This window comes from Mesorhizobium sp. M1227 (assembly GCF_040318315.1).
In the GTDB taxonomy this organism is placed as follows: Bacteria; Pseudomonadota; Alphaproteobacteria; order Rhizobiales; family Rhizobiaceae; genus Mesorhizobium.
In genome coordinates this window covers 81,229-97,195 of sequence record NZ_JAMYLZ010000018.1, presented here as the reverse complement: position 1 = coordinate 97,195, position 15,967 = coordinate 81,229, and the positions used below count along the sequence as shown (strand labels likewise).

The 15,967-nt window shown below is 63.1% G+C and carries 14 protein-coding genes; 10 read left to right on the top strand and 4 right to left on the bottom strand.

The window, feature by feature from the left end; all coding sequences use genetic code 11:
• Positions 1-33 precede the first annotated feature (33 nt).
• Positions 34-1,077, bottom strand: a complete 1,044-nt coding sequence (locus NKH28_RS20785; protein WP_352980311.1) for a nucleotidyl transferase AbiEii/AbiGii toxin family protein — start codon at positions 1,075-1,077, stop codon at positions 34-36.
• Entirely contained in the window at positions 1,074-1,739 is a 666-nt protein-coding gene (locus NKH28_RS20780) for a DUF6088 family protein (RefSeq protein ID WP_352980310.1), read from the bottom strand. The genes NKH28_RS20785 and NKH28_RS20780 overlap by 4 nt, the downstream gene beginning before the upstream one ends.
• A gap of 241 nt (positions 1,740-1,980) precedes the next feature.
• On the opposite strand from NKH28_RS20780, the gene NKH28_RS20775 reads away from it, so the two are divergent.
• From NKH28_RS20775 to ligD, 4 genes are all read left to right on the top strand, one after another.
• Positions 1,981-2,739: an ImuA family protein gene (locus NKH28_RS20775; protein ID WP_352980309.1), complete on the top strand. Its 759-nt coding sequence runs from the start codon at positions 1,981-1,983 to the stop codon at positions 2,737-2,739.
• Positions 2,654-4,177, top strand: a complete 1,524-nt coding sequence (locus tag NKH28_RS20770; RefSeq protein ID WP_352980308.1) for a Y-family DNA polymerase — start codon at positions 2,654-2,656, stop codon at positions 4,175-4,177. The genes NKH28_RS20775 and NKH28_RS20770 overlap by 86 nt, the downstream gene beginning before the upstream one ends.
• Positions 4,174-7,434: an error-prone DNA polymerase gene (locus NKH28_RS20765; RefSeq protein ID WP_352980307.1), complete on the top strand. Its 3,261-nt coding sequence runs from the start codon at positions 4,174-4,176 to the stop codon at positions 7,432-7,434. The genes NKH28_RS20770 and NKH28_RS20765 overlap by 4 nt, the downstream gene beginning before the upstream one ends.
• 64 nt (positions 7,435-7,498) lie before the next feature.
• On the top strand, positions 7,499-8,506 hold the full coding sequence (gene ligD, locus NKH28_RS20760) for a non-homologous end-joining DNA ligase (RefSeq protein ID WP_352980306.1): 1,008 nt from the start codon (positions 7,499-7,501) through the stop codon (positions 8,504-8,506).
• A gap of 27 nt (positions 8,507-8,533) precedes the next feature.
• Here the strand turns inward: ligD and NKH28_RS20755 are convergent, their stop codons facing one another.
• Positions 8,534-9,124 (bottom strand): SOS response-associated peptidase, encoded by a 591-nt coding sequence (locus NKH28_RS20755; protein ID WP_352980305.1) that lies wholly within the window; start codon positions 9,122-9,124, stop codon positions 8,534-8,536.
• A gap of 56 nt (positions 9,125-9,180) precedes the next feature.
• On the opposite strand from NKH28_RS20755, the gene NKH28_RS20750 reads away from it, so the two are divergent.
• Positions 9,181-9,690 carry an SOS response-associated peptidase family protein gene (locus NKH28_RS20750; protein ID WP_352980320.1) on the top strand — a complete coding sequence of 170 codons (510 nt, stop codon included), beginning with the start codon at positions 9,181-9,183 and terminating at the stop codon, positions 9,688-9,690.
• Between the two features lie 56 nt (positions 9,691-9,746).
• On the opposite strand, the gene NKH28_RS20745 is transcribed toward NKH28_RS20750, so the two are convergent.
• Positions 9,747-9,989, bottom strand: a complete 243-nt coding sequence (locus NKH28_RS20745; RefSeq protein ID WP_352980304.1) for a DUF982 domain-containing protein — start codon at positions 9,987-9,989, stop codon at positions 9,747-9,749.
• Positions 9,990-10,361: 372 nt separating this feature from the next.
• On the opposite strand from NKH28_RS20745, the gene NKH28_RS20740 reads away from it, so the two are divergent.
• The 5 genes from NKH28_RS20740 to NKH28_RS20720 all read left to right on the top strand — a co-directional run bounded on the left by NKH28_RS20740 (position 10,362) and on the right by NKH28_RS20720 (position 15,791).
• On the top strand, positions 10,362-11,558 hold the full coding sequence (locus NKH28_RS20740) for a DUF932 domain-containing protein (protein WP_352980303.1): 1,197 nt from the start codon (positions 10,362-10,364) through the stop codon (positions 11,556-11,558).
• 286 nt (positions 11,559-11,844) lie between these two features.
• Positions 11,845-13,995, top strand: coding sequence for a ParB/RepB/Spo0J family partition protein (locus NKH28_RS20735; RefSeq protein WP_352980302.1), 2,151 nt, complete (start codon positions 11,845-11,847; stop codon positions 13,993-13,995).
• 73 nt (positions 13,996-14,068) lie between these two features.
• Positions 14,069-14,545, top strand: coding sequence for a UCP036055 family protein (locus NKH28_RS20730; RefSeq protein ID WP_352980301.1), 477 nt, complete (start codon positions 14,069-14,071; stop codon positions 14,543-14,545).
• An 84-nt stretch (positions 14,546-14,629) separates the two neighbouring features.
• Positions 14,630-15,022: a hypothetical protein gene (locus NKH28_RS20725; RefSeq protein WP_352980300.1), complete on the top strand. Its 393-nt coding sequence runs from the start codon at positions 14,630-14,632 to the stop codon at positions 15,020-15,022.
• Positions 14,979-15,791 (top strand): DUF1419 domain-containing protein, encoded by an 813-nt coding sequence (locus NKH28_RS20720; protein WP_352738423.1) that lies wholly within the window; start codon positions 14,979-14,981, stop codon positions 15,789-15,791. The genes NKH28_RS20725 and NKH28_RS20720 overlap by 44 nt, the downstream gene beginning before the upstream one ends.
• Positions 15,792-15,967: the final 176 nt, after the last annotated feature.

Genomic DNA, 15,967 nt, shown 5'->3' with positions numbered 1-15,967 from the left:
CCTTGATGATGCCCCGGCGACGCGGCCAGGCGACTAGGAATGGGTGTTGATGTCCTGCTCAATCTGCCGTGCTGATTCCAGAATGTCATCGAAACTCGGCGGAGTGCCGAAGATCATGGCCGCCGTATTGGCATAGTCGCGCGTGAGCGCGTCCACCATCTTTGGAGCGGGCGCGATCGCGAAGCTGCCCGGGACTGCTGAGGCGAGGTCATAGTCGGGACGGTCGAAAAACATTCGTGCATGCCGCACACAATCGGCGCCAAGATCGAGATCGCCGAGCGCGGCCTTTCCGGTCTCGGATCCGAGAAGACAGTGCAGGTCATAATAGTGCCGAGACACCCGCTGGCCTTCCTGCCGCAACTCGCCGCGCCGCTCGTACCAGCGGCGCAATCCATGGGCGATCACCACCTTGTCCCAAAAGGTGCGTGTCGCCTCGATCGTGGTCACGTCGGCGACGGTGAGATCAATGCCTGCCGCTTCCTCCGCGACATAGGGCGTAATCGTGATGGGGCGATTGGGATCGAGCGCCGATTTCGCCCCGGATTCGAGGCGTATGACCGGTCGCACATAGGCGCCATCACGCGGCTCGACCTCGGGATACCAGAGCAGCAGGGTCTGACCATCGGCATCGGCTTCGTCGACCTCCACCCGGCCGGCACCGTTCGTAATGTCGGCAAGTTGAGCGGTGAGGAAGTCTCGCAACGGGCCTGTGATATAGGCGCGGCAGGCGTCCCGGATGGCGTCGAGCTTGGCGCGGCGCTTCTTGTTCGACAGTCCCTCAAGCTCTTCGACGGAGGCAGCCTCGTCGAGATCGTCGCGGAACACGGTAACATCGATGTCCTCGGAAAAACGCTGGATGAGCCCATAGCCTTTTGACAGCGACGTCCCGCCCTTGAAAAGCAGCCGTGGCTCCCCCGCAGGCCGTTCGTGGTAGAGCGAATTGAGGGTCCAGCAGACCCAGAAATCCTTTTCGACATTGCCCACCGGAGCTCCGATCCGATTGGCCGTGGCGAGGAACAGGTCGAGCCGGTCACGTGGGGATGCCGCGATGATCTGGCGGTAAGCATCGGTAGTCATGGCTTCGCCTCGTGCGGGTCCGCGCTCAGGATTTCGCGGAGGAACTCCTGCATCCAGATCGGCACGGCGGAGAGACCAGCGCGCAGATCCTCGCGAATGGCCTCGCCGTGCTTGGGGTCGGCAAACAGGCGGCGCAACGTCGCCTGGATACGCTTGCGTTCGCCCTTCTGGGTCAGCATGTCCTGCATCCAATGCAAGGCCTGGACGACCCGCATCCCCGGCCGATCCGCCCAATAGAGGCGGCTAGGGGCAGCGTATTTGAAGTGGATTTCCTGCGTGCCGAGCTTGATTGGCTTCAACCGCGCATCGACCAGCACTTCTATTCGGGCGGGGACGGCGGTCGTCAGGCCGAGGTCGTTGGCGGCCGTCATACCATCGATGACGGCGCGCGCCCGATCGCGGCGCGTGACGGTGCGGATCACAGCGCGATAATCCGGCACGGTGGCGCGGCCAGTCAGGTTGTTCGTGCGCGGCCGGTCATAGAGGCCTCGGTCGATCCGGCGCAGCTCCCCGGCGGCTGCCAGGCGCTGCAGGGTTTTGTCCACGGCGGCGCGCGCGCCGAGATCGGCGAAGTCGCCGGGGGTCCAGACCTCGTCGGGTTTGGACTGAATGCGGGCAAGCAGGCGCGAGCGAAGATCGGTATCGGGCTCAACTATGGGCATGTCCGAAATATGCTACAAGTTTCGGACAAAGGCAAGATACGAGTCCGAAGTATGCTACAATTTTCGGACACTCGTGGCGCCCAAACTCCAAAAATGGAAACCGCATTCTCGCATTGAAGGGTATGGCCCCAAGCATCGAATGCCTCCTTCCGTAGGGGCACGACATCATCCCGGTTGACTCTTAACCAAGACGAGAACAAATGTAGAACATATAACAGGCTTTCCGCGTTTCAAGGGTCAGATGAGTGTATCGGCGCCCCCTGCTGCCATTTCAGACCTTCGAGAACGCATCGCGCGCCTCGAAGGCGGAAATGCGCGCGAGCGTACGGTTTTGCCGTTCGGAGTGGCCGCGATTGACAGGGTTCTGCCGGGAGGGGGATTGGCTTTTGGCGGTCTGCACGAGGTCGCAGGCGGTGGCAATGGCTCCGTCGATGGCGCAGCCGCGGCACTCTTCGCGGCAGGAATTGCCGCTCGCACGGTCGGCAAGGTGCTGTGGTGCGTTACCCGGCCAGACCTGTTTGCGCCGGCGATCGAACAGGCCGGCCTTCCTCCGGGAAGGGTGATCTATGTCGAGGCCGGTGACGAAAAATCTGTTCTAGCCTGTTTCGAAGAAGGTCTTCGTGGTGGTTTTGGCGCGGTCGTTGCCGAGATTGCCCGGCTTTCGATGACGGCCTCACGGCGGCTTCAGCTCGCCGCCGAAAGCTCCGGCGCCATCGGCATCGCCATTCGCCGCTGGCGTCGGCAGACGGAGGCAACGGATTTTGGGCAGCCAACCGCCGCAGAGACACGCTGGCGGGTGTCGGTCCTGCCGTCGACGCCATTGCCTGTTCAGGGAGTCGGGCGTGCGCGCTGGCAGCTTGAACTGATCCGATGCCGTGCAGGCGAGAGTGCAGATTTCATAGTGGAGGCTTGCGATGCCAAGGGTCGTATCGCTCTTCCTTCCGATGTGGCCGACAGACCGCTTCAGAAGGAAATCGGGCGACGCCGCGCCTCCGCCTGAGACGCCGCTCGTTTTGATCGGCCGCGACGGACGCCGCCGTGTTGTGCTTGCCGCCGACGCGGCAGCGCACGCAGCCGGCCTGCGCATCGGCATGCCGGCGAGCAAGGCGCAGGCCCTTGTTCCGGGCCTGATTGTTCACGACGCTGAGCCCGACGCCGACGAAATCGCGCTCAAGCGCTTGGCGCTGTGGGCGTTGCGCCGCTACGCGCCAATCGTCACGGCCGATCCGCCGGACGGCCTCGTCATCGACACCACCGGCGCCGACCATCTGCATGGCGGCGAGGCGGCAATGCTCACCGATATGGTGGATCGCCTTGCCGCGTCGGGCCTCATCGCACGGGCTGCGGTTGCCGACAGCGGGGGTGCGGCCCACGCGCTGGCGCGCTTCGGCACCCGGGCCACGATCGTCGTGCCAGCTGGCAAGACAGCCCAGGCGATCCTGCCATTGCCGATCGCGGCGCTTCGCCTGCCCGCCGCGACGATCGACAGCCTAAGGCGGCTGGGATTCGAGACAATCGCCGACCTCGCCGGCACGCCGCGCGCGTCGCTCGCTCTGCGTTTCGGTCCGGAACCCGGTCGCCGCCTCGACCAGGCGTTTGGGAGGGTGAGCGAACTGATCGAGCCGATCCGGCCGGAGGAGATCGTCGAGGTACGCCGCAATTTTGCCGAACCGATCGGCGCGCCAGAGACGATCGCCCGCTATACAGGCAAGCTGGTGGCGGAACTCTGCATTGACCTTGAGACGCGGGGGCTTGGCGCGCGCCGGCTCGATCTTCTGTTCTTCCGTGTCGACAATCGCATCGAGGCGATCCGTGTCGGCACAGCAACGCCGGTTCGCGACACGAAGCGCATGACCCGGCTCCTCACCGACAAGATCGAGACGATCGACCCGGGATTTGGCATCGAGCAGATGCGGCTAGCCGCGACTGTCGCCGAGCCGCTGCGGGCGAAACAGACGATCTCTTCACTTGCCGAGGCGCCGGAGCCGGACGTCTCGGATGTGATCGACATCATCGCCAACCGTGTCGGCGAGGGCCGGCTCTATCGCTTCGCCCCGGTTCAGAGCGACGTTCCCGAACGCTCCGTTCAGCGCATTGCCCCGATGGCGCCTGATACCGGCGAGGGCTGGCCGGGCCATTGGCCGCGACCGTCGCGGCTGCTGCCGCGGCCCGAGCCGATCGAGACGGTAGCACTTCTTCCCGACCATCCGCCCGTGACCTTCACCTGGCGCGGCGTTCGCCGGCGCGTGAAGCGTGCGGACGGCCCGGAACGGGTCTTCGGGGAATGGTGGAAACGCGACGCCGAGCTCGCGGCGGTGAGGGACTATTTCCAGGTCGAGGACGAGAATGGCGAACGTTACTGGGTCTTCCGTGCCGGCGACGGCGAGGATGCGGCGACCGGATCGCACAAATGGTTCATGCACGGGATCTTCGGATGACTGTCGGAACCCGATATGCCGAGTTGCAGGTCACCTCGCATTTCTCCTTCCTGCGTGGGGCATCGTCCTGCGACGAGCTGTTTGCGCAGGCCGCGCTGCTCGGCGTCGAAGCGCTCGCTGTCGTCGACCGCAATTCGCTTGCCGGCATAGTCCGCGCCCACGAAGCGGCGAAGGCGACAGGCGTCCGGCTAATCGTCGGCTGCCGTCTCGATCTCGCCGACAGCATGTCGGTCCTTGTCTATCCGACCGACCGACCGGCCTATTCGCGTCTCTGTCGGCTGCTGTCACTCGGCAAGGGTCGGGCCGGAAAAGCCAAGTGTCATCTCGACTGGGCTGATGTCGTTGCCTATGGCGAAGGACTGATCGCGGTCCTGGTGCCGGACGAAGCCGATGATCTTTGCGCCGTTCGGCTGCGGCGGTTGCGCGACGCCTTCGACGATCGCGCCTATCTGGCGCTCACCTTGCGCAGACGCCCGAACGACCAGGTGCGACTTTACGAGCTGGCTAACCTCTCGGCCGCGATGCGCGTGCCGAGCGTCGTCACCAATGACGTGCTCTTCCACGAGCCGGGGCGCCGCATGATGCAGGATGTCGTCACCTGCATTCGCCATAACGTCACCATCGATGACGCCGGCTTCCGGCGCGAACGTCATGCCGATCGCTTCCTCAAACCGGGCGACGAGATGGCGCGGCTGTTCAGCAATTATCCTGAGGCGCTGGCGCGCACCGTCGAAATCGCCGGCCGCTGCCGGTTCTCGCTCGACGAGCTCGCCTACCAATACCCGGAGGAAAAGACGATGCCGGGGCTCACCGCCCAACAGGCGCTGGAAAAACTGACCTGGGAAGGTGCAGCCCGCCGCTATCCCGAGGGTCTTCCCGACAAGGTGATCGGCATTCTGAAGCATGAACTCAGGTTGATCGAGACGCTCGAATATGCGGCGTACTTCCTGACCGTCAACTCGATCGTCCGCTTCGCGCGCAGCCAGGACATCCTTTGCCAGGGCCGCGGCTCGGCCGCCAATTCCGCCGTCTGCTATGTGCTCGGCATCACCTCGATCGATCCCGAACGCAACAACCTTCTGTTCGAGAGGTTTGTCTCCCAAGAGCGGCGCGAGCCACCCGACATCGATGTCGACTTCGAGCACGAACGGCGCGAGATCGTCATGCAGTGGGTCTACGAGACCTACGGCCGCGACCATGCAGCACTTTGCTCCACCGTCATCCGCTATCGCACCAAGGGCGCGGTCCGCGATGTCGGCAAGGCGCTTGGCCTGCCCGAAGACATGACCAAACTGCTGTCCTCGCAGGTCTGGGGCCATGGTGAGGCGGTCGATGAGCAGCGCGCGAGAGAGCTCAACCTTAATCTCGGCGATCGGCGGCTGCGCCTGACCCTGGAATTGGCGGCGCAACTTGCCGGGACACCGCGCCATCTTTCGCAGCATCCGGGCGGCTTTGTCCTGACTCACGATCGGCTTGACGATCTCGTGCCGATCGAGCCGGCGGCAATGAAAGACCGCCAGGTGGTGGAATGGGACAAGGACGATGTAGACGCTCTCAAATTCATGAAGGTGGATGTCCTGGCCTTGGGCATGCTCACCTGCATGAAGCGGTCATTCGATCTCCTGTCCGAGCACAAGGGCATCGCTCTCGACCTGGCGACGATCCCGGCCGAGGATCCGCGCACTTATGCGATGATCCGCAAAGCCGATACGCTCGGCGTGTTCCAGATCGAATCCCGCGCGCAGATGTCGATGCTGCCGCGCATGAAGCCCCGGACATTCTACGACCTGGTCATCGAGGTCGCGATCGTTCGGCCGGGGCCGATCCAGGGCGACATGGTCCATCCCTATCTTCGCCGTCGCGATGGGACGGAAGAGGTGACGTTTCCGACACCAGAGCTCGAGCGCGTTCTCGGCAAGACGCTCGGCGTGCCGCTGTTTCAGGAGCAGGCGATGCAGGTCTCCATGGTCTGCGCCGGCTTTTCCGCCGGCGAGGCCGACCAGCTGCGCCGCGCCATGGCCACTTTCAAGCACACTGGCGGTGTCTCGAAATTCCGCGACAAGCTCGTCAACGGCATGATCGCCAACGGCTACACGCCAGAGTTCGCCGAAAAGACCTTTTCGCAACTGGAGGGATTTGGAAGCTATGGTTTTCCCGAAAGCCACGCCGCCAGCTTTGCATTGATTGCCTATGCCTCGTCCTGGATGAAATGCTGGCATCCAGATGTCTTCTGTGCCGCACTTCTGAATTCGCAACCGATGGGCTTTTATCTGCCGGCCCAGATCGTGCGCGACGCACGCGACCATGGCGTCGAGGTGCGACCGGTCTGCATCAATGCCAGCCGCTGGGATTGCACGCTTGAGCCGACCGATGTCGAAGATCGCTTCGCTGTCCGGCTCGGCCTGCGCATGGTGAAGGGTCTCGCCAATGATGACGCGGCCCCGATCGTCGCGGCGCGGACCGACGAACCCTTCCTCTCCGTCGACGATCTCTGGCGCCGCGCCGGCGTGCCGGCGGCGTCGCTTGTGCAGCTCGCCGAGGCCGACGCATTTCTGCCGGATATGAATCTTGCCCGCCGCGATGCGCTCTGGGCGATCAAGGCGCTGCGGGATGAGCCTTTGCCTCTGTTTGCGGCCGCGACATCCCGCGAGCAGAAAACCGTTCCGGAGATCCAGGAGCCTGTCGTGGCGCTCAGATCGATGACGGCCGGTCGCGAAGTCGTTGAGGATTATGGCCATGTCGGACTGACCTTGCGCAGCCACCCTGTTTCGTTCCTGCGTGCCGATCTTCGTCGCCGTCGCATCGTGACCTGTCAGGAAGCCATGCAGGCCCGAGACAAACGATGGCTTGAAGCAGCCGGCCTGGTATTGGTCCGGCAACGGCCGGGCTCGGCCAAAGGCGTCATGTTCCTCACCATGGAGGATGAGACCGGCGCCGCCAACGTCGTTGTCTGGGTCAAGGTGTTCGAGAAATTCCGGCGCGTGCTTCTTTCGTCGGCCATGCTCGGCGTGCGCGGCCGCATCCAGCGCGAAGGGGAGGTGGTGCACCTCGTCGCCCACGAGTTGACCGATCTTTCGGCCGAGCTGGCCAGCGTCGGCAACCGCGAGACGCCGTTTCCGTTGCCGCACGGCCGCGGTGACGAGTCGCACCATGGCGGATCGGGGATCGATCCGCGCGGCATGCCGAAGGCGCGCGACATCGTCGATCCCAATGACCATATCGACCGGATCAAGGTGAAGACGCGGGATTTCCGATAGAAGCTGCAGCGGATATACCGTCATCATGTGGTAGTCTGGCTCGCATGACGACGCTTTACCTCAATTGGCGCGGAAGACGGTGAATCCCACAAAGCCGAATAAAACGCATCCGCCGAAATGGATCGAGCCTCAGCTGACGCGCCTGGTCGACGAAGCGCCCAACGGCCCTGATTGGCTTCACGAAATCAAGTACGACGGATACCGCATGCACGCGCGGATCGACGACAGCGACATCCGCTTGCTCACCCGCACCGGCCTCGATTGGTCGCATCGCTATCAAGCGACGATAGCGGCCCTCCGCGCGCTCCCGGTGAAAGAGGCCTATGTCGACGGGGAGCTGTGCGCCGTTCGGGCAGACGGCGTCACCTCCTTCAGCCGCCTGCAGGCCGCTATGGACGAGGGCCGCACGGGCGATCTTGTCTTCTTTGCTTTCGATCTTCTGTTCCTGAACGGAGAGAGCATTGCGAAGCTGCCGCTCATCAATCGCAAGGCGCGTCTGGAAGGTCTGTTTTCGACCGACTTGCCTGGCCTGCGCTTCAGTGATCACGTGATTGGCGACGGACCTGCCTTTCGCAAGCACGCCTGCCGGCTTGCACTTGAGGGCGCTATCTCAAAGCGGATCGACAGCGGCTATGCATCCGGCAATCGCGGCCTATGGGTCAAGTCAAAGTGTCTCAACAGAGAGGAGTTCATCGTCGTCGGCTGGACCGATCCGACTGGAAGCCGCCCGCATATCGGCTCGCTGCTTCTCGGCTACTACGCCGATGATGGTCGTCTGATGTACGCGGGCCGCGCCGGCACGGGCATCACGGTTGCAGAGCTCAAGCGATTGGCTGGCCGGCTTGAGCCACTTCAGGCAGCTCGAATGCCCCTCGACGCCCCACCGCCTCGTGAGAGCCGGTTCGGCTCGCCGCTTGAGCTGTCGCGCGTCCATTGGGTCAGGCCTGAAATGGTGGTCGAGGTCGCCTATCTCACCTGGACGGAAGACGATCTCCTGCGTCAGGTCTCGTATCAAGGTGAGCGGCAGGACAAGCCGGCCCGGCAGGTGGTGCGTTCCGTGCCCCATCCTTGATCGGCATCGGTCGCCGATCGCTTCATTTCATCCGGCTTGCTCCACCTGCAGCGTGCCGGGTGGAAGGGGCTTGATCAGCGACTTGGCCGACACCGAAGGGTCGAGCCAATCCGCCCACGCGCTGCTATCGAGGATGACGATCTGCCGGTCATGATAGGGCGCGATGTCGGGTCCTGGCTCCATCGTCAGCATGGTGAATGCCTCGCCGACCTCCGGCGTGTCACGCCAGATTCCAGCAATGCAGAAGATCGGCTCGTCCTTCTTTGTGAAGAGCCACTTGTCTTTTCGCTTCTTCTTGGGATCTATCGGATCGGTGAACTCGTAGAAGCCGTCCGCCACGATGAGACACCGGTTCGACGAGAACTCCCGGCCCTCTGAACGGAAATTATAGACGGGTCGCTTGTTCGGTCCGGGCCAGCTCCAACGCCGTTGCACCAAGTCGCCCTCGCCGAGCACGCCCTCGATCGTCCTGATGATCGGCGCCATGTCCGTGATCTTGATGTCTTCGCGCGCCTCGATGTTCGGCGCGCCTTCGCCGAAACGGATCTTGATCTTGAGGTCGGCGAAGTCCTCCACGATCGAAGCGACATCCACCATCAATCGATAGTCATTGCACATCGGTCCTCCGTCCGATCGCCATTGCAGCGCGACCGTGTTCTTGTTATGTTCGCGTAATCATGAGCGCGACGGTTTTCGATTCCGACGCATCGCTCGACGAACGCCGCGTCATCATAAGGCGCTACGGCGGCGATGTTGAGATGGCAGAGCTGCCTTGGGGCCTTCAGCCCAGCGAAGTTGGAGGCAGGCCCTTCACCGTTGTGCGCGCTGAGGGCAGGACGTTTCCCAGTCACCGTTGCCTCGTTCCGGCATCCGAGTTCCGGCACCGGAGTAGGGGCAAGGCCTATAGCTTCTCGCTCGCCGACGGTGACTGGTTCTATTTCGCTGGAGTCTGGCGCCCGGCGACACGGGACTGGCCTGAGGCTTATGCCATCCTGACGATCGACGCGAACGACGACGTGGCGCCCTTCCACGACCGGCAGATGGCGGTGCTGCGGCGCGATCAGCGGATGGCTTGGCTCGACCGGACCTGCTTGGAGGGAGAGCTACTTCGGCCGTTGCCTGCCGGCACGTTCGTGGTTTCGAAGCCTCGCGAAGCATCTGCACAGGCGGTGCTCGCATTTTGAACCAAAAACCCGAACTTGGTGATCTCGCCGGCCATCCGGCCAATATCATTTGGACCTCAGTCGCTGCGTAGGATGTTCGCTTCCAACGCCGCTGCAACGAAGGCCCGTCTCGCAACCGGCGTCCGAGCTTCACCGCGCAGAACCTGAAGACATGCATCCATAGCCAGTTTTCGCTTCTCCGTCTGATGAGGCAAACTCCGCAGCAGGATCGTCGCTGCGTCGTTCACATCGAATATGATGCGCTCACGGTCATGCCGGCCAACTTGCACCACCACGGGCCGGACGAACCTGCTCGACATCCAATTCACTCTCATTCCCGACCTCGATAAAGTCTTCGCGTATCATGACGTTGGGTCAATTTATACATTTCTGGCTAGGGCCAGAACAGAACTGGCAATTGCCCAATCTCCAGACAAGTTCCGGACGGTCTCGTTGCCCAAGAAAGCAGCGCGGAATTCTGTCGCGGCCGGAAGGTGAACGGCGCTTGGTCCCAGGCTCGGGCTTTCCGAAGCCCGCGCCTTCCTTCCTGGGTGGCAGCCTTGAAGCGGCGGCTGCTGCAATGGCGACCTGATAGGGCGCGCTGGTGCAGGAGAGGAAGAGGGCGGGCGGGTTGCGGTGGCGGGTAAAGGTCCGGGAGAGAGTCTCCCGGCGCCCGCCAAGGAGCAACACCCATGACCCAGATGGAAATTCTTGCGCCAGAGCGCAACGAGCGTGCCGGTTACAAGGTCGACGTCAGCCGCGGCCAGCGTATTGGCCGCGTGTCGTCAGAATGGTTCAACCGGCCGGCGGACGAGCGATACCTGTCGCTTAAGGACCTTGGAAATGCGGTGAAGAGCCGGTCGGAGCGCAGCAAGACCCGCATCGTCGAAAGTGAGCTGATCCGCGTCGAGGCCAGCCGCGACGATCCGGAGCGTCTGAGGCTAATGCTGCCCGATGCGCGTGGCCCTGTTGCCCCCACGCATTGGAGTTTTGGCCAACTCGCCTCCTTGGTCGGCGCACCAGCCACCTATCTGCGGCAGCTTCCAGCCCCGCTCGCGGCGATCAACCTTCAGCACGGTCTCCTCAACCACCGCGCCGAACAGGTTAAGACGCTGGAAATCGAGAACGGGCGCCTCGAGTTGCGGGCGGTGACAGGCCCGGATTACGGCAGAATATTTGACTCAGAACTCGTCGACGCCGTGCAGAAAATCGCCGGCAACGGTACTGGCGACACCCGTTGGAAGGTGCCAGGAGTGCTCGATTGGTCGACGGGAATCTACAATCCGCACGTCGACATCTCCCGCGACACCACGACGCTCTACGCGTCAGATCGCGATGTCTTTGTCTTCCTCGTCGACGATCTGAACCCGATCGAGGCCGGGCGGCTGCCGAATGGGGAACCGGATCTCTATTTTCGCGGCTTCTACTGCTGGAACTCCGAAGTCGGAGCCCGCACGCTCGGCATCGCGAGCTTCTATCTGCGCGCAGTATGTCAGAATCGAAATCTGTGGGGCGTGGAAGATTTCGAGGAAATCACCATCCGCCATTCAAAATACGCGGCCTCCCGTTTTGCCCTGGAAGCCGAACCGGCCCTGATCCAGTTTGCCGATTCCTCGCCCATGCCGTTCGTCAACGGCATCAAGACGGCGCGGCAAAGGATCGTTGCCCGAGACGAAGACGATCGCCAGGGCTTCCTGCGCAAGCGCGGCTTCTCCAAGTCCGAGACCACAAAGATCATCGATACTGTTCTCATGGAGGAAGGCAGACCACCGGAATCGATCTTTGATTTCGTGCAGGGCATCACGCGGGTCGCGCGCGACAAGTCGCATCAGGATGTCCGCCTGGACATGGAGGGCAAAGCCAAGAAGCTTCTCGATTTCGCCAACTGAGTCCACAGAAGCCGGCGGCGAAAACTCTCGCCGCTGGCCTCGTCTCCGGCCGTCTCCATCAATTCCAGCGCGGTCCTCCTAAGCAGGAGGACGGCGCTTTTTTCGTGGATAGAACCCGGTGAGCCAACATGCTGGAGGCCCCTCGGGCGGCTCGGTCGCGTCGAGATCCGCGAGCCGGGGCCGGGTCGGCGTGAGGCCTGGAGGCAGAGGGGGGAGGGGAGGGTTTCCTGACGGGCTTGGAGGTTCGGGGAGAGGCCCCGGGCCGCCCGTCATGGAGAACCTGACCATGGCAAAGAACGCCATTCAGAAGATCGCGATGAACGCCGCGGAGAATATTCCCTATGACAAGCTAATGCTGTCGCAGAAGAATGTTCGGCGCATCAAGGACGGCGTGTCGATCGAGCAGCTGGCCGAAGACATCGGACGGCGAAAGCTGATCCAGAGCCTGAACATCCGTCCCGTGCTCGACGGCGAGGGCGAGGAGACCGGCACGTTCGAGGTGCCCGCCGGCGGCCGGCGTTATCTCGCGCTCGGCATCCTCATCAAGCAAAAGCGCCTGGCGAAGACCGAGCCAATCCCCTGCATCGTCAACCGCGGGCAGGAGACCTCGGCCGAGGAGGATTCGCTTGCCGAAAACCTGCGGCGCGCCGACCTGCACCCGCTCGACCAGTTCCGGGCCTTCAAGACGCTCAGCGATCAGGGTCTTGATCCCGAGGAGATTGGTGCCCGCTTCTTCGTATCGCCGGCGACGGTGAGGCAGCGCCTGCGGCTGGCATCGGTATCGCCGAAGCTGCTCGACCTCTACGAGAATGACGAGATCCGGCTTGAGCAAATCATGGCCTTCTCGATCTCGGACGATCACGGGCGCCAGGAGCAGGTCTGGGAGCGAATCTCCAGCTCCCACACGCAGGAACCCTATTACATCAGGCGTCTGCTGACGGAGACCACCGTTCGCGCCGACGATCGCCGGGCCGTCTATGTCGGTGCCGAAGCCTATGAGGCTGCCGGCGGGGTCATCCTTCGCGACCTGTTCGAGCAGGATTCCGGCGGTTGGTTCCAAGATGCGGCGCTCCTCGAGCAGCTTGTCTTCGACAGGCTGAAGGTGGATGCCGAGGCGATTCGCGCCGAAGGCTGGAAATGGGTCGAGGCGGCGATCAGCTTTCCCTATGGCCACACCTCCGGCATGCGGCGCATCTACGCCGAGGCGCAGGAGCTCAGCGCCGAGGAGATCGAACGCTACGACGCGCTGAAGGCCGAATACGACAAGCTGGATGCGGACTACGCCCAGGCCGAGGATGCCGACGAAGCAATCGAGGCGAAGCTCGACCAACTGGGTGCCGAGCTCGATGCGATCAATGATCGTCCTCAAAGCTACGATCCCGCCCAGAAGGCCATTGCCGGTGTGTTCGTTACGCTTTCCGCGAACGGCAAGCTCCAGGTCGACGCCGGTTTCGTGCGGTCCGAGGACGAGCCGCGGACCGAAACCGGCGACGTCGATGAGGGGGAGGAAGGGTGCGCCGACGGCGGAACCCGATCCAATGGCGACGACGATGGCGATGGTGTTGTCGTCAACGGCAAGCCGGTGAACGACAGCGCTAGTGACGACGGCGAGGACGATGGCATCAAGCCACTGCCCGATCGGCTCGTCTTCGACCTGACAGCGCAGCGGACGCTGGCACTGCGCAACGCGCTCGCCGGTGACGTCGACATCGCCTTCGTCGCCGCACTCCATGCCTTCGTCCTGCAGGTCTTCTATCGCTTCGCGCCGGACACGTGCCTGGAGATCAGCCTGAAGAGCGGCAGCTTCAGCCAGGTCGACGGTCTTGCCGAGACATCCTGGGCCAAGGAGATCGCCGAGCGGCACGAAGCCTGGGATCGCGATTTGCCCGATGAAGCGGATGGCCTGTGGGACTTCCTTCTCGGCCTCGACGAAGCAAGCCGCAAGGCGCTGTTCGCGCACTGCGTCTCGCTGACTCTCAATGCGGTGGTCGAACCCTGGAACAGGCGACCGAAGGCGCTCGAGCATGCAGAAGTGCTTGGCCGCTCGCTCCAGTTCGACATGGTCGACGCCGGCTGGACGCCTACCGTCGAGTTCCTCGGGCGGCTCACCAAGGCGCGGATTCTACAGGCTGTCCGTGAAGCTCGTGGCGCAGACTCCGCGCAGCTGATCGACCACATGAAGAAGGACATCATGGCCCGTGAAGCCGCCCGTCTTCTCGAAGGATCAAGCTGGCTGCCCGAGCCGCTGCGGCTTGAGGTCGATGAAGTGGCTACCGATGCGGGCGACGCGGTTGCCGGCGACATGTCGGAAGAGGCGGCTCTCGACGGCGATGCCGCCGAGCTGCCGGCCTTCCTCGCCGACGATGCGGATACGTCGTCCGATGAGCCTGTGACCATCGACGGCGACGAGGCGGACCACCTCCAGGCCGCTGAATAATCGGCCTCACGCTCGCACCGGGCCCGGCACTCTCGCCGGGCCCTTTTTCGTTTTCTGACATGGAGAAACCCGCATGTCCGCACATATCGTGTACGAATCCGCTCCTCTGGGGAGCGTTATCCGGTACAGCGACGGCACCGCGAAACCGCCTGCTCGCTTCACCAAGAAACTCGCCGCCTGGGAGAGCCGCAACGGCGTCGGGCGCCTGGTCAGGAAGGAACCGCCTCGCGATCGCGCGACCTATAGCTCGCCGGCCTACTTCACCCTGCACGAGGGCGATTTCGGACAGGGCGGCATCATCGTCGTCTCGGTCAGGCGCACCTGGTCCGTCGAGAGCGACCTGCGTTTCGAGATCATCGAGCGTCCCACGGTCGGCATGGTCCGCGTCCTGCAGGAACTCGGCGACAGCCCGGAACTCTTGCATCTCGCCAAGAACCGCGAGGCGGCCGAACGCTGGCTCGCCGGCAATTCATACAGCCGAGCCTATCTCGAGGAAGTCTCCTCCGATGAGGTCGGCGCCGACGTCATAGAGGGCCGCACGGCCGCCTGATCGCTTCACCATTTAACCCCGCCCGATGATGGGCCCGGGATCGCGCGAGGGATCGCGGGCCTGTTCCATTTCATGGAGATCGACATGTTCGACTGGAACAGAAGCTGCTCCTATGACGAGCAGCAGAAGAGACGTTTTCACACGACAGCCCGTTCACGGCTGAAGAAACTCGCTGCCCAACTAAACCTGCCGCAGGGAAGCTTTGACCTGCGCTCGAACAAGGGGGGCATTGCCGTTTCCGGCGAAATTATCCTGCACCATGACCGCGCCTACATCCAGGTCGGCCAGTTCGGTTTGTCCTCAGGTCACGGCATCCTGATCCGCACCTGCAAGGGCCGCAAGGACTATACTGGCGGGGCCAACCACTTCGTTGCGCTCGGCATGCTCGACGACATCCCGGCGCTCGCCGCCGCCGTGCGTGGCATCACCGGGGTTGGTCGAGACGCTTCGCCTTCCTCCGAACGACGCGCCGCCTGAACCCTGCAAACCCCATCATCGCCGGTACAACGCGCGCCGACCGCAGGCTCGGCCAGTCGACAACTTCAAAACCACCAAGCAGTTGCCACGACGCGGTTCATGCCGCGCGTGGCCGATCTGCGTTCAGGAGAACTCCATGACCGCACATCCACCCTTCAGGAAGGTGCTTAACGGCGTCGCCACCCGAGAGCAGATGTTCCAACTGTTCAGCCGACACAAAGACACTCCCGGCATCGATCCGCTTTCCGGCACTCCCTATTCAGGCGAGTGGTTCCAGATCACCGCGTCAGAATATCACTTCATGCTCGATTTGCTGCCGCCGCTCTTCATGCGCACCGGCATGTTCGGCATGTCGGAGTTCAAGGCCGGCAACGTGACCAGCGTATTCTTCGCGATCCGGATCCGGGGCCGCGAACGCTGGTTTCATGGCTTTTGCGACCTCACGGATCGACAGTCCCCGGACAAGATGCGCGCCGCCATCATCGCCCACGAGACCGGCGCGAGCGACAGCATGACCCGCGAGGAAAAGCTCGAGGCGATCTGGAACGCGACGCATCCCGACTTCAAGGGGATCGCCGGCGAGATCAATCCCCACGCCTGGCCCGCGGAGCATCGTGGCAAACGCGTCGTTCTCGTCAACAACGGTGGCCACGGCACGATCCTGAAACTGCTCGAAGAGCTGTCGGACGACGAGATCGACAGCCGCATGCCGGCAATTCGCGCACGCCGCGCCAGGAGGGGAGGGGACAACGATGAGGACCCTTCGTAAGCAGCCGACACGGGCGGACAAGCGCAGCTATGAAGCGTATTCGACTTATACCGTCGGCTTGGGTGTCCCAGATCGTTGCCGATACCGGCGCACACCGCCACCCACCGCAACCATCGACCGCAGTTCCGCCCCGGACGGACGCCGATGCGAAAGCCAACTCTCCAGCGTTTCGCTCG